This window comes from Pseudonocardia alaniniphila (genome assembly GCF_022524485.1).
Lineage (GTDB): Bacteria > Actinomycetota > Actinomycetes > Mycobacteriales > Pseudonocardiaceae > Pseudonocardia > Pseudonocardia alaniniphila.
The window spans coordinates 1-12,695 of sequence record NZ_JAKXMK010000052.1; the positions used below are offsets into that span (position 1 = coordinate 1).

Annotated in this window: 14 protein-coding genes; 9 read left to right on the top strand and 5 right to left on the bottom strand. The window is 67.4% G+C overall.

The window, feature by feature from the left end; translation table 11 throughout:
- Positions 1-339: 339 nt before the first annotated feature.
- The 3 genes from MMF94_RS43510 to MMF94_RS43920 all read left to right on the top strand — a co-directional run bounded on the left by MMF94_RS43510 (position 340) and on the right by MMF94_RS43920 (position 1,617).
- Positions 340-468, top strand: a complete 129-nt coding sequence (locus MMF94_RS43510) for a nuclear transport factor 2-like protein (RefSeq protein WP_277398946.1) — start codon at positions 340-342, stop codon at positions 466-468.
- 167 nt (positions 469-635) lie between these two features.
- On the top strand, positions 636-1,139 hold the full coding sequence (locus MMF94_RS40070; protein ID WP_241042725.1) for a hypothetical protein: 504 nt from the start codon (positions 636-638) through the stop codon (positions 1,137-1,139).
- Positions 1,140-1,365: 226 nt separating this feature from the next.
- Positions 1,366-1,617, top strand: coding sequence for a helix-turn-helix domain-containing protein (locus MMF94_RS43920; protein WP_420852507.1), 252 nt, complete (start codon positions 1,366-1,368; stop codon positions 1,615-1,617).
- Between the two features lie 18 nt (positions 1,618-1,635).
- On the opposite strand, the gene MMF94_RS40075 is transcribed toward MMF94_RS43920, so the two are convergent.
- Positions 1,636-2,595 (bottom strand): sulfotransferase domain-containing protein, encoded by a 960-nt coding sequence (locus MMF94_RS40075; protein ID WP_241042726.1) that lies wholly within the window; start codon positions 2,593-2,595, stop codon positions 1,636-1,638.
- A gap of 1,127 nt (positions 2,596-3,722) precedes the next feature.
- Here MMF94_RS40075 and MMF94_RS40080 point away from each other — a divergent pair.
- Positions 3,723-4,697, top strand: a complete 975-nt coding sequence (locus MMF94_RS40080; RefSeq protein ID WP_241042727.1) for a helix-turn-helix domain-containing protein — start codon at positions 3,723-3,725, stop codon at positions 4,695-4,697.
- 187 nt (positions 4,698-4,884) lie between these two features.
- Positions 4,885-6,054, top strand: coding sequence for an acyl-CoA dehydrogenase family protein (locus tag MMF94_RS40085; RefSeq protein ID WP_241042728.1), 1,170 nt, complete (start codon positions 4,885-4,887; stop codon positions 6,052-6,054).
- A 25-nt stretch (positions 6,055-6,079) separates the two neighbouring features.
- Here MMF94_RS40085 and MMF94_RS40090 read toward each other — a convergent pair whose 3' ends face one another.
- Both MMF94_RS40090 and MMF94_RS40095 read right to left on the bottom strand, forming a co-directional pair.
- Positions 6,080-6,841 carry a class I SAM-dependent methyltransferase gene (locus tag MMF94_RS40090; protein ID WP_241042729.1) on the bottom strand — a complete coding sequence of 254 codons (762 nt, stop codon included), beginning with the start codon at positions 6,839-6,841 and terminating at the stop codon, positions 6,080-6,082.
- A gap of 115 nt (positions 6,842-6,956) precedes the next feature.
- Positions 6,957-7,910, bottom strand: a complete 954-nt coding sequence (locus tag MMF94_RS40095) for a helix-turn-helix domain-containing protein (RefSeq protein WP_241042730.1) — start codon at positions 7,908-7,910, stop codon at positions 6,957-6,959.
- A 225-nt stretch (positions 7,911-8,135) separates the two neighbouring features.
- On the opposite strand from MMF94_RS40095, the gene MMF94_RS40100 reads away from it, so the two are divergent.
- Together MMF94_RS40100 and MMF94_RS40105 are read left to right on the top strand one after the other, a co-directional pair.
- A complete protein-coding gene (locus tag MMF94_RS40100) occupies positions 8,136-9,110 on the top strand; it encodes a helix-turn-helix transcriptional regulator (protein WP_241042731.1) in 975 nt (324 codons plus the stop codon).
- Between the two features lie 363 nt (positions 9,111-9,473).
- Positions 9,474-9,992 carry a sigma-70 family RNA polymerase sigma factor gene (locus MMF94_RS40105; protein WP_241042732.1) on the top strand — a complete coding sequence of 173 codons (519 nt, stop codon included), beginning with the start codon at positions 9,474-9,476 and terminating at the stop codon, positions 9,990-9,992.
- 170 nt (positions 9,993-10,162) lie between these two features.
- On the opposite strand, the gene MMF94_RS40110 is transcribed toward MMF94_RS40105, so the two are convergent.
- Positions 10,163-10,831, bottom strand: coding sequence for a TetR/AcrR family transcriptional regulator (locus MMF94_RS40110; RefSeq protein WP_241042733.1), 669 nt, complete (start codon positions 10,829-10,831; stop codon positions 10,163-10,165).
- 256 nt (positions 10,832-11,087) lie between these two features.
- On the opposite strand from MMF94_RS40110, the gene MMF94_RS40115 reads away from it, so the two are divergent.
- Both MMF94_RS40115 and MMF94_RS40120 read left to right on the top strand, forming a co-directional pair.
- The gene (locus tag MMF94_RS40115) at positions 11,088-11,261 is read left to right on the top strand and encodes a hypothetical protein (protein WP_338104430.1); all 174 of its coding nucleotides are present in this window, start codon (positions 11,088-11,090) and stop codon (positions 11,259-11,261) included.
- Positions 11,231-12,091 carry an enoyl-CoA hydratase/isomerase family protein gene (locus tag MMF94_RS40120; RefSeq protein WP_277398947.1) on the top strand — a complete coding sequence of 287 codons (861 nt, stop codon included), beginning with the start codon at positions 11,231-11,233 and terminating at the stop codon, positions 12,089-12,091. The genes MMF94_RS40115 and MMF94_RS40120 overlap by 31 nt, the downstream gene beginning before the upstream one ends.
- 74 nt (positions 12,092-12,165) lie before the next feature.
- Here MMF94_RS40120 and MMF94_RS40125 read toward each other — a convergent pair whose 3' ends face one another.
- Entirely contained in the window at positions 12,166-12,618 is a 453-nt protein-coding gene (locus tag MMF94_RS40125) for an Lrp/AsnC family transcriptional regulator (protein WP_241042735.1), read from the bottom strand.
- Positions 12,619-12,695 lie beyond the last annotated feature (77 nt).

Below are 12,695 nucleotides of genomic sequence, written 5' to 3' on the forward strand. Positions count from 1 at the left end.
CTCGCCCCCGACATGGGCGAGCGCTACCTCGACACCGTCTACCAGACCAACTGGGTACAGGAGCTCTACGGCAACGAAGCGCTCCCGGCCGACGACCTCAGCGCGCTCTACTCGGCCGCCTGATCTGTCGAGCCACGGAGTAGAGGTGGTCCCGCCCGCGCCGTCGCCGGCTCGACGGCGGGACCGGGTGACAGGAGCATCCATGTCCGACGCCGACTACTCCGAGTTCGCGACGCTCGATCCGTTCTTCACGATCGTCCAGAAGGGTCTGGAGGGTCGGGTCGACGGCTCCCACCCGCGGTCGTCGAGTTCCTGCTCGAATACGAGATCCACGGCACGGTGCCCGCGACCAGGAAGTCCTACGACATCCGCTTCGCGTCGATCAGCACAGTCGAGAACCGCAAGGTCGTCCATTGGCGTGACTACATGAACTCGCTCGCAGTCGTCACTGCCACCACGTCGCCCTGACGCGCCGCCGGGGCCGGGAGCAGACAGCTCACTGGCCTCGGCGCTCGGGCGCGCCGACCATGCCATCGACCTCGATCTCGACCAGATGTGACGGACTCCTGGGCCCTGGCTCACGGGTATGACGAGAACCTCCTTTGTGCGGGAGGGCCGGAGTCGGCGTCGGGGCCGTGCAGGTCCTCGAATACTCCGGTGACGAGTTGGAAGATGTCGCCGGTGAGTTCTTCCTTCCGGCGATCATCCGGACGGGTCCCGCCTTCCGCGGGCGCGCGGCGATCCAGGGGCTGGGCGAAACCCTGACACTCTCTCGGTCGCATTCGGGGCAGATGTCGGCGCTCGGGACCGACCGGATGGCAGCGAGAGCGTCGGCCGACAACCTGATGATCTTCTGCATATACATCGGCGGCCGGTGCCGCGTCCGTCAGCACGACCGCTGCGCCGAGCTGGCCGGGGTACGGGGGTGCTCGCCGAGGTCCGTAGCCCGCTTCGAGTGGGCCTCGTCGGCCGAGGCCCGGCGTAAGAGCTTGCGTTTCTCCCGCGAGTTGCTCCCACTACGTACCGCCGAGATCACCGAGGCGTGCGCGCCCCGTCGACCCGTAGCGCCTGCCATGCAGGTGCTGGCCGGCTATCTCGGTCGGCTGTTCGAGGTAGCGGATGAGCTCACCGCGGGGTAGCGGCTGGATGCCGGGCATGCCGCGATCGATCTGCCGGCGATGGTGCTGCGAGACGTCACACCCTCCGTGCCGGGCGGGGGCGGCCCTGATGAGGTGTTGCTGGAGATGATGCGGACGCACGTCCGCGAGCACCTGGCGGACCCGGATCTGCGGGTCGCGGAGCTGGCGCGGCGCCACCACGTGTCGGTCCACCCCTACAACCTGTTCGAGCGGATCGGTACCACGCCTGGGTGCGTACCTTCGCGAACAGCGGCTGCTCGCAGCGCGATCGATGCTGTCCGACCCGAGGTACGCCGGGCTCGGGATGTCGAGCATCGGGGCCGCGGTCGGGATCCGCGACCTCAGTACGTTCGAGCGGGCGTTCCGGCGGCAGCGCGGAACGACACCGGCGGTCTGGCGGCGTGAGCATCGCCACCATGCTCGACGGCCCGGTGACCGTGCTGCAGAGAACGCACCTCTGCCGAGCCGGACCGTCTGACAGAGGCACCACCGCGACCTACGGACACGCCCGGCGCGGCGTCGCCCGTGGTGGTTCGGATAGCGGGACCGTGACCGGCACGTGGTGGACCCATCCCAGCAGATCGGGCCCGGCCAGCTCGGCCGCCCGCGCCGAGTAGTCCCGCAGATCGGTGTCTCCCAGCACCTGCGCCCATTGCCCGCTCACGCCGCAGTGGAAGAACTGCTTCTTGTCCCGCTTGGCCAGGCCGGAGTCCGGGACGAGTCGATCGGCGTGCTCGCGCATGTCGTCGAATGTGGCCGCCCGCTCCAGCGACGGCCAGGCCGACTCCGGCACGGTGATGTCCAACCGCTGAGCCAGCCGCCGCATCTCGCCGGGCAGATCGGCCTTGAGGTCGTCGTAGTGGACCAAGACCACATTGGGCGCGTCGGCCGTGTCCCAGAACGTGGCGAGGTGATGCAGGGTGAAGCGCAAGCTGGAACCGCTGTCCGCTACCGGCGTGGCGTCCAGCATCCAGTGCCGGAACCGGTCGCGTCGGGACGTCGCCTCCGGCGGCGGTACGGCGGGCAACAGGTCGTCCGCCGTCGTGAGATCGACCGCGTCCCGTGCCCGCTGCACCGCTTGCAGGTCCATGTTCGCCAGGTGGTTTCCCCACGAGATGCCGACGTCGCGCGGGTCGCGGGCGACACACAGATAGGACACCCGGGGGTCGAACGGCACCCCGGTCAGCGGCGTGTGCGTCTTGATGAACCGCCGGTGCCGCTGAGCTTCCAGGGCAGCCACCACCGCTTCCCGCGGCTGCATGACCAAATCGAGCCACGGGGACACCTCGCCCAGGTCCCCGTCGAACTCCGGTGTTCCGAACACCAGCAGGGCACAGATCATCTGCAACCAGGTAGTGCCGCTCTTCGGCGGTGTGCTGATCACGATGTCGTCGTCGCGGAACGCGAAGCCGTCCCAGCGTGCGCTGTCCCAGACGACATTCCGGTAACGAACCACAACTCGGTCCTTTCCGTGCACCGGGCACGCAGTCGCAATTGACCATGCAACGCGGCCTCGGGGAGGCGGCGACGAGCGCCAGTCCGCTCACGCTGGTCGGCCGTCATGCGGCCGACCGGTCCGTGACGGCCAGGTTGTACGGTCCAGATCAGGCGGAATGCATCGATTTCCTTGAATGTGGGGAATCAGCGATCGCGGGTATCGACGTTCTTCCGGAGGAACCGCCGGGCCGCCTCAGTTGACTGCACCAGAACCCCGACGGAGCGGCGTTTCTTGCAAAGGATCGAGGCATTTCCTGCTTCAGGGATGCGGATGCGGGCCCGAAATGGCAGTTCGCACGGCGACGGCAGCCCGGCGTCATCCCGTGCCGCTGCTGGAACGCCGCTCGAACGCTGTGCTGGCGGAGGTGGCGGTCGTGTGCATCTGGCCGGGCACGGCAGAGTGCACCAGCACGACCGCTTCGCCGAGCTGACGGCCGGTGCGGGAGTTCTGGCCGAGGCGTGGTAGCTACGAGCGGGTTTCGCCGACCGCGCACCGGAGCCTGATCCTGCGCTTCCCCGCGTGCGCACCGCCGAGATCACCGAAGCGTGTGCACGCAGCATGGATCCGGCAGCGCCAGGCATGCAGATGCTGTCTGCCTATCTCGATCGGCTGTTCGAGGACTCCGACGACCTCACCGCCTCGCAGCGACTGGACGCCGGGCGGCGATCGCCATGCTCGCAATGGCGCTTCGGCACGTCGCACCCTCAGTGCCGGGTGGGAACGGTCCCGAGAAGGTAGTGCTCGACATGATGCGGACTCACGTGTGCGAACACCTGGCCGAGCCGCACTTGCGGGTCGAGGAGTTGGCACGGCGGCACCACATCTCGGTTAGCCACGCGTACAGCCTGTTCGAGCGCTGGCAGTGCAACTCACACGCTGCGTCCGCCGTGCCCTCATCATGAACAACCGCCCACAACGCTCAATCCAGCCGCCCCGGCCATTGACGGACAAGGGAGCTCTTACGCCTATCGCGGCCATTTCTTGCCCGAGGGTTGCGGGCGGTAGTGGTTTCACCACCAGTGCGCGGCGTACTCCTCAGGTGAATGCGTCCGACCTGGGACGGTGCCGGCGCTAGCCTCGGGGCCGTGCAGATTCGCGAGTACTCCGGTGAGGAGTTCGAAGACGTCGCGGGGAAGATCTGGGTACCGATGATCGCCCGGACCGGTCCCGACTTCAGCGGACTGTCGGCGGTCCACGAACTGAGCAAGACCCTGACTCTTTCTCGATCGCATTTCCGGGCGCCCGCGTCGCTGGTCCGTACCGGCCAGATGGCGGCGAAGACGTCGGCTGACGACGTGATGGTCTTCTGCGTATACATGGCCGGCCGGGGCAGAGTCCGCCAGCACGACCGCCTCGTCGAGTTGGCTGTAGGAACGGGCATTCTGATCGAAGCACGTCGGCCCTACGTCCGGGTTTCGGAGACCGAGACCCGTTGCATGAACCTGCGGTTCTGTCGCGACTTGCTCCCGCTCCGTACCGCCGAGATCACCGAGGTCTGTGCGCGCAGCATGAACCCTGCAGCGCCGGCCATGCGGTTGCTGTGCGGCTACCTCGGCCGGCTGTTCGAGATGGCCGACGAACTCACCGTGGCGCAGCGGCTGGACGCCGGGCGGGCCGCGATCGATCTGCTCGCGATGACGCTGCGGGACGTCACACCTACGGTGCCGGGCGGGGACGGCCCGGAGGGGGTGTTGCTCGACATGATGCAGACGCACGTACGCGAACACCTGGCCGAGCCGCACTTGCGGGTCGAGGAGCTGGCGCGTCGTCACTACCTGTCGGTCAGGCACGTGTACACCCTGTTCGAGCGGATCGGAACCACGCCCGCTGCGTACCTCCGGGAGCAACGGCTGGTTGCGGCGCGGGCGATGCTGTCCGACCCGCGGAACTCGCGGCTCGGGACGACGGACATCGCGGCTGCGGTGGGGTTCCTCGACCGCAGGACGTTGGAGCGGGCGTTCCGGCAGCAGTACGGGATGTCGCCGGGTGACTGGCGCCGTGAGCATTGCCATTCCGGATCCGCTTCTGCAACCTTCGGTCAGGGAATGCCGCACCTCTGACGAGAAAACGCCTACTCCCGCCTAGCCCGGTGCGGTCGACTGGGGGCACCCCAGGACACTGCGGATTCTCGTGCTCCGTGCGGATTCGTGCTCGAAGGCGCTGCCTGTCCGGAGCGATGCCCTACCTCGCCGGCGCCGGCAGCCGTGGCTTGGGAGACGACATTCGACGGGATGAAGGATCGTGCTGATGAAGGTTGACAGCGGGTCGGCGTTGGACGGAGCGACCATTCTCGCCAACGCCGACAGGATCGGCCCGTTGTTGCGGGAGCACGCTGCCGAGGTGGAAGCTGCTCGCCGCCTGACGGAGCCGGTTGTGAACGCACTGCGGTCAACCGGGGTGTTTCGGATGGCCATGCCCGCCGCGTGGGGCGGCCCCGAGGTCGACATCTGCCGACAGATCGAAATCGTCGAAACCCTGTCTCGTGCTGATGCCTCGGCCGGCTGGTGCGCGCAGATCGGCGCCGACAGCGGCTATTACAGCGCCAACATCGACCAAGCCGCCGCCCGGTCGCTCTACCCCGATCTGGATGCGGTGACTGCCGGGTGGCTCACCCCGGCCGGGACCCTCGAGGTCTGCGACGGCGGATACCGCCTGTCAGGTCGATGGTCGTTCGGCAGCGGGGTGACCCATGCGGACGTCATCGTCGGTGGTGCGCGGGTGACGGAAAACGGGTCGCCTCGGCTACTGGCCGACGGCACGCCGGAGAGGCGGATAGCAATGTTGCCCGCAGCCCAGTGGGATGTGTTGGATACCTGGCGGCCGTTGGGCCTGACCGGAAGCGGGAGCCACGACTACACGATCACCGACACGTTCGTACCGGCGGAGAACACCTGGGTCCACGGTCGAAGCTATCGGTCCGGGCCGCTGTACAGCTGGCGTGGAATGGTAGTGGTCAACTTCGTCGGCGTCCCTCTGGGCACTGCGCTCGACGCCTGTGACGTGGCCACCTCGATTCTCGACGCCAAGGTGTTGGTGCCGGAGATGATTCCTGCGAGGGATGCACCGCGCGTCCGGGCTGCTGTCGCTCGGGCGCAGGCGATGGTCGGCGCGGCGCGCAGCTACGTGTACGACACCGTCAGCACCTTCTGGAGTGTGATCGTGGCCGGCGATGAGCCGTCGATCAGGCAGCGGGCCCACCTCGCCGGCCTTCTCGTCCACACGGTGTCGGAATGCCGCACTGCTGTTCGGTTGCTCGTCGATACGGTCGGCAGTGTCGCAATACAGGATGAATGCTCATTGGGGCGACAGATGCGGGATCTGGACACCATCGCTCAGCACACACTGGGCAAGAGTCGAATGTGGGAATGGGCCGGAGCGATGTATTTCGGCCAGAACTCTCCATCACCACTCCTGTGACGGCGGTCCGAGTCGGCCGCTGGGATCAGCCCGCCACGCCCACTGCCGACCACGCGACGGCCGTGATCTCGAACGGCGACGGCGGAAGCTGCGCGGCGCAGCGGGCCCGCAACGCCGCCAGCCGTGCGTCGTCGAGCCCGGCCATGTACTTGGCGGTGGCGCCGACGCCGAGCGTCAGCGGTTCCCACCACGCCTCGAAGGTCGGGTAGGTCACCGTGACGGCCAGTTCCGAGGACTGGACGTCCCGCAGTCCCGCCGCGGCGAACATCTCGGCGAGCTGGCCGACGCGCGTGCCGGCGCGATCGGACTCGTCGGCCACATCCGGATCGAGGTCGCGCGCCGCCCGCCAGAATGCGGTCAGCGGGCCTCGGCCGCCTCCGTAATCCCAGACACAGGCGGCGACCAGCCCGCCCGGGCGCGTGACGCGGGCCATCTCGGTCAGGCCTGCGACGGCATCGGTCATGAAATGCACGACGAGCTCCGCGGCTGCGACGTCGAACTCGGCGTCATCGAACGGCAGGTGCTCCGCGGCAGCGCGACGGACGTCGACCCCGGGCAGGCGCGTGCGGACTGCGGCCACGAACGACTCGGACACGTCGACCGCGGCGACGGCGCCGGCCCCCAGGTGTTCGGTGAGCACGGCGGTGAGTGCACCTGGTCCGCAGCCGACGTCCAGCGCGTGCCGGCCCTGCCGTAGCTGCAACAAATCCGCGAATCGGCCCGCGAGCGGCTCGGAGAAGCGGCCCATGTAGCGCCCGTAGGCGTCGGCGGTGACTTCGAAGATCATCAGAAATCCGCGATTGCGGACATGAACGTCCTTCCATCGGTGGTCCCCCCAGTTGAGCGCAGCAGCCCCGCAACGGCGGCGGCATCTCCTGCTCAGAGTTGAGGCGTTTCCTGTTTCAGGTTCGCGGAGCAGCTCGGGACGGGCAGTGCTCACGGCGCCAGCCGCACGGCGTCATCCCGTACTGCCGCCGGAACGCCCGCTCGAACGTCCGGATGTCGAGGAACCCGACGGCAGCCGCGATGTGCGACAGCCTGAGCCGGGCGTGTCGCGGGTCGGAAAGCATCGCCTGCGCCGCGAGCAGGCGCTGCTCTCGAAGGTATGCAGCGGGGGTGGTCCCTACCCGCGTGAACAGGCGATACGCATGCCTGACCGACACGTGGTGCCGGCGCGCGAGCTCCTCGACACGCAACTCCGGGTCGGCGAGGTGTTCGCGAACGTGCGTCCGCATCATGTCGAGCAGTACATCCTCGGGACCGTCCCCGCCCGGTACCGACGGGGCGACGTTCCGCAGCACCATCGTGAGCAGCTCGATCGCTGCCCGTCCGGCGTCCAGCCGCTGCGAGGCGGTGAGGTCGTCGGCGAGATCGAGCAGCCGACCGAGATAGCCGGACAGCATCCGCGTGGCCGGCGCCGCCGAGTCCGCGCTGCGGGCACAGGCATCGGTGATCTCGGTGGTGCGGAGCGGAAGGAGCTCGCGGGAGAAATGCAAGGTCAACAACCGAGCCTCGGATTGCGAGGTCCGCTCGGAGGGACTACGCGCCTCGATCAGGATCCCGGTGCCGGCCACCAGTTCGGCGGAACGGCCGCGCTGGCGCATGTAGCCATGGCAGACCATCTCTTGCAGGCAGAAGAGCATCCCGTTGTCTGCCGACGCCCTCGCCGCCATCCGGTTGGTCCGAACCGCGGATATCGGCCCTCGGAAATGCGATCGATAGAGCGTGAGAGCCCCGCCCAGCTTCTGGACCGCCGAACGCCCGCGGAAGTCGGGGCCCGTCCTGGCGATCAACGGGATGGAGAACTCGCCGGCGATGTGTTCATACTCCTCACCCGAGTACTCGTAAATCTGCACGACACGAGGCTAACTCCGCCAGCAGCAACCGTGGGCGATCCTTGTTGCACGTCGGAATGGTCAGATCGCCCGCGGCGGGCCTAACCGGACAGCCCTCGTCCGTGGACCGACGCTGCTGGTCACGACAACAGCCGTGCGGGTGGCACCGGCCGTGGCAGATGGTAGTAGTAAGAGCACTCGTACCGCTCCTACCTGGGCGGATGGCCCGGAACTAGCCTCGGGGCCGTGCAGATCCGCGAGTTCTCCGGTGAGGAGTTGGAAGATGTTGCCGGTGAGTTCTTCCTACCGATGATCGCCCGGACGGGTCCCGGCTTCCGCGGGCGTGTGGCGGTCCAGGAGTTGGGAGGCGCTCTCACGCTCTCTCGGTCGCACTGGGCTGAGCCGATGATGACATTCCGGACGGACCGGATGGCAGCAAGGGCGTCGACATGCGACCGGATGCTCTTCTGTGTATACAGCGCCGGGCGGGGCCGCGTCCGCCAGCACGACCGCTGCGCCGAGCAGCCGGCGGGTACGGGAGTGCTGTGCGAGTCGCGTAGCCGCTTCGAGCGCGTCTCGTCGACCGAGACCTGGAGCATGACTCTGCGTTTCCCGCGCCGGCTGCTCCCGCTCCGGACGGCGGAGATCACCGAGGCGTGCGCACGCAGCGTGCCTGCCACAGCCCCGGCGATGCTGATGCTGTCCGCCTACCTGGATCGCCTGTTCGACGTGGCCGACGACCTCGCCGACCGGCAACGGGCGGACGCCGGGCACGCGGCGATCGCTCTGCTCGCGATGGCGCTGCGCGACGTCACACCCTCCGTGCCGGGCGGGGACGGCCCCGAGGAGGTGTTGCTCGACATGATGCGCAGGCACGTTCGCGAACACCTGGCCGACCCGGAGTTGCGGGTCGAGGAACTGGCGCGGCGCCACCACGTGTCGGTCAGTCACGCGTACACCCTGTTCGAGCGGATCGGGACCACGCCGGGTGCGTACCTTCGCGAGGAACGGCTGCAAGCAGCACAGGCCATGTTGTCCGACCGGAAGCAGAACTGGCGGAGGATATCGGACATCGCAGCAGCCGTCGGGTTTCTCGATCTCCGGACGTTCGAGCGGGCGTTCCGGCGGCGGTACGGAATGACGCCGGGCGGCTGGCGCCAGGAGCGCCCCCACACCGGATCCGCTCCCATGACCCGGAAGCAGGGAATGCCTCAACGCTGAGTAGAAAACGCCGCCTCCGCTGGAGTTCTGTAGGGTCAACTGGGTTTACTCGACGGTCAGAAGGACGATCACGCCTGCCGTAGCGGATCTTCGAACGTGGGGCGATCTGGCACAACACGTCGGAGCGGGGGAGGGGGAGGCGCGCGGCGATACGCCCCCACTCTTCTGCTCGCCTAATTGTGGAGGCTGTGGGTTGCCGGGGAATCTCCACCACGCGGCGCGCTAATATTATCGTTCTCGCTCGTACGTCGAATTTTCATGGAACGCCTCTCGAAAGCCCTTGTCGTGGTTGAAGCCTTGTTTGGAGGAGCGTCTACCGTTATGGGTAGTCATGAAGGGCAGTCGAACGGCGCGTCTTGCTGTGTGGACGAGCACGACTCCGAGGTTTTCGTTCGATCTCTGTACGAGCAGGCGGCTCCGGCACTGTACGCATTCATTTATCGATTCACCCGCGACCGCGCTCTGGCCGAGGACGTCCTCCAGGAGGTGTTCGTCCGTGCCTGGCGACGAGCGGGTCATCTCGAACCCAGATCGGATGCGCTGCGCAGGTGGCTGTTCGCCGCGACCCGTAACCACTTGATCGATGTCTGGCGCGCGCGCACCAAGTTGTCGGTGACCACGTATTGCGAGCAGGTGGCGGCTGCCCCGCATGTGGTGGATGACGTCGACCGCATCGTGCAGCGTCGGGTGCTCACCGACGCGATCGACGAACTCACGCCCAAGCACCGCGACGTCTTGATGGAGCGATACTTTCAGTGTCGGTCGATCGCCGAAACGGCCCGACGGCTCGGCGTCTCCTCCGGCACCGTGAAATCGCGGACATACCATGCCCTTCGAGCGTTACGCGTACTGCTGGACGAGGGGGGAATCGCGACACGCTGATGCCGGATGGGTCAGGTAGCGATCGCTCACGATCCGGCGCGGCCTCGCCGATGTCGTCCATATAGCTGCGCCACTGCTCATGCCTCGCTCAGGGCCTGCGTTCGGCCGACGTGGCAACGAAGCCGACGAATTCGGCTCGCGGGTTTGCTGTCGCGCAGGCCCGCGGTTGGTCAGGTGTCGGATCGGCCTGGTGGGCGGGCTTGCACCGTGGCCGAGCAGAGGTTGACGACCTGCTCGATCAGCGCCTGTGAGTCCCTCTTCTGGTCGAGATCGGCCAGGGGGCGCACGAGGGTCTCGGTCATGATCCCCAGCAGGGCAGCAGCGGCGGTGTCGGTGTCCTGGGCAGGAATCTCACCGTCGTCGATTCCTTGGTCGAGTACCTCCCGAAACAAGGTCCGGTAACCCTCCCGGAAAGCGAGGCGGTGCTCGTCGACGTCGGGCTCACTGTGCTCGACGAGCAGTGCGTAGGCGAATCGGCCGCCCCGCAGCGCCCTGGTGCAGAACGTAGCGACCGCGGCGGCGATCCTCGCGCCGGCTCCGCCGTCGGTCTCCGCCACTGCGGCCTTGACGCGGGCGAACTCTCGCGCAGCGACGTCGCGGTAGATCTCGGCGAACAGTTCGGCCCGGGACGGGAAGTGTTTGTAGATCGAACCGACGCCCACGCCGGCACGGACGGCGATCAGCGAGACCTGGGCTCCGGCAAAACCATCCTCGGCGATCAGCTCACGGGCTGCCCTCAGGATCGAATCCCGTGCTGCGACGCGGCGGGCCTGGGTGGCGGTCAGCTTCTCGGGTGGGGCGGGTCGGGCCGCCGCGACGTCGCTCTGCTGTGGCTGCACGACAGCGGCTCCCTCGCGTCACGGACATGCGCTTTGTCGTCTCTGCCCGCGGCCTGGCCGGCCCGGGACACCGCCACTCTACGAGTCGAGCTGCGGAAGTCTCGGGTCCGCAGTCAGCGGGTGTCGGGCTGTGGCCGGTTGGCAAGCGTGCCGCGTGCCACGTTGTGGTGAATTGTGAATCCAGATTCACTGCTCACATCGCTGACGCCTTGTACGGCGAGGAGGTCATGGCCTGGGTCAACCGCGGGCCGGCGCCGTGGTCGATGCGGAGCAGATCCGCGAGCACGGCACCGGCAAGATCGCGCACGTCAAGATCCCCAAACACGTCCATCTACTCGGCGCGGCGGACGAGTTTCCCATGACCGTCACCGGAAAGGTGCAAAAGAACGTTCTCGAGGAATGGTCTTCGGCCGTTCTTCCGGCTATCTGACGCTCGAGGTGATCCATGTCCAAGGTCCTGTACGAAAGCGCGGCGAGGTTGCCCATATCACGCTCAACCGCCCGGAGGTGATGAACGCCATCGACCTCGAGACCCACCAGCTGCTGCGACAGACATGGGCGGACTTCCGCGACGACTCCACCCTGCGGGCGGCGATCATCACCGGTGCCGGGGATGAGGCCTTCTGCGGCGGTGCCGACCTCAAGACCCACGTCCCGCAATGGCTCGGCGTTCCCGGCATGCATCCGATGGGCGCCCGCGGCAAAGTCCGCGATGGCTTGGGCGGGCTCACCCGTGGTATGCACCGCATCTACAAGCCGGTCATCGCCGCGGTGAACGGGTGGGCACTCGCCGGAGGTTTCGAGACCGCACTGGCGGCCGACATCCGCATCGCGTCGGAGAACGCCAGGTTCGGTTCCTTCGAAGTCCGCCGGGGCTTCCACCACGCCGACGGCGGCGTGGTGCGCCTGGTCAACACCTGCGGGGTCGGATTCGCCTCCGAGACGCTGCTCACCGGCGAGCCGGTCGACGCACAGCGCGCGCTCACTGCGAACCTCGTGTCGAAGGTGGTGCCGCACGGCCGGCTTCTCGACGCAGCCGAGGAGATGATGGCCACCATCCTGCGCAACGACCAGACCGCGCTCGAGTCGGCCAAGGAGACCCTCTTCGACGTCATCGGCCGACCGCTCGACGAGCAACTGGCTGTGGAGGCTTGGTACGGCTACGCCCTGATGGGGAACGAGAAGATCCCGGACCGACTCAGGAGCTTCTACGACAAGTCCGACAAGGGGCGCGCCGGGAAGAACGCCACCTCCCTGTGATCCGGCACGCGAGGTCGCGTCCGGTGTGGGCGATTGACTCCGACGTGAGGCGGTATGGCTGCCGCCACGGCCCGCTAGAGAGGCAGCGGCCGGTTGTCCACGACGCTCTTCATGACGAGGGTCGAGCTGAGGCGTTGAACGCCGGGGAGCGTGGCGAGGCGGTCGTCGTAGAGCTGCTGGAAGGCGTGCAGGTCGCGGGTGACGACGCGCAGGAGGTAGTCGGGGTCGCCGAAGAGCCGTTGGGCCTGCACGACGTGGGGGATGGCGGCGACGGCGTTTTCGAAGGCGTCGACGGTGTTGCGGTCGGCGTCGCGCATGGTGGCGAACACGAGAGCCTCGAAGCCGAACCCGAGGGCTTGGGCGTCCAGGTGTGCCCGGTAGCTCGCAATCGCCCCCGAATGCTCCAGGGCGCGCAGACGCCGGTGGCAGGGCGAGACGCTGAGCCGGACGCGCTCGGCGAGCTCGGTCACGGTGAGGCGCCCGTCCTGCTGCAGCTCAGCAAGAATCTTCCGGTCCACGTCGTCCACGCAGTGGATTATCCCCGAGAACGCCGTCATCAGTGCAAGATTGGAAGCACCTTCTCGCCATTCGTGCCTAGTCTTTC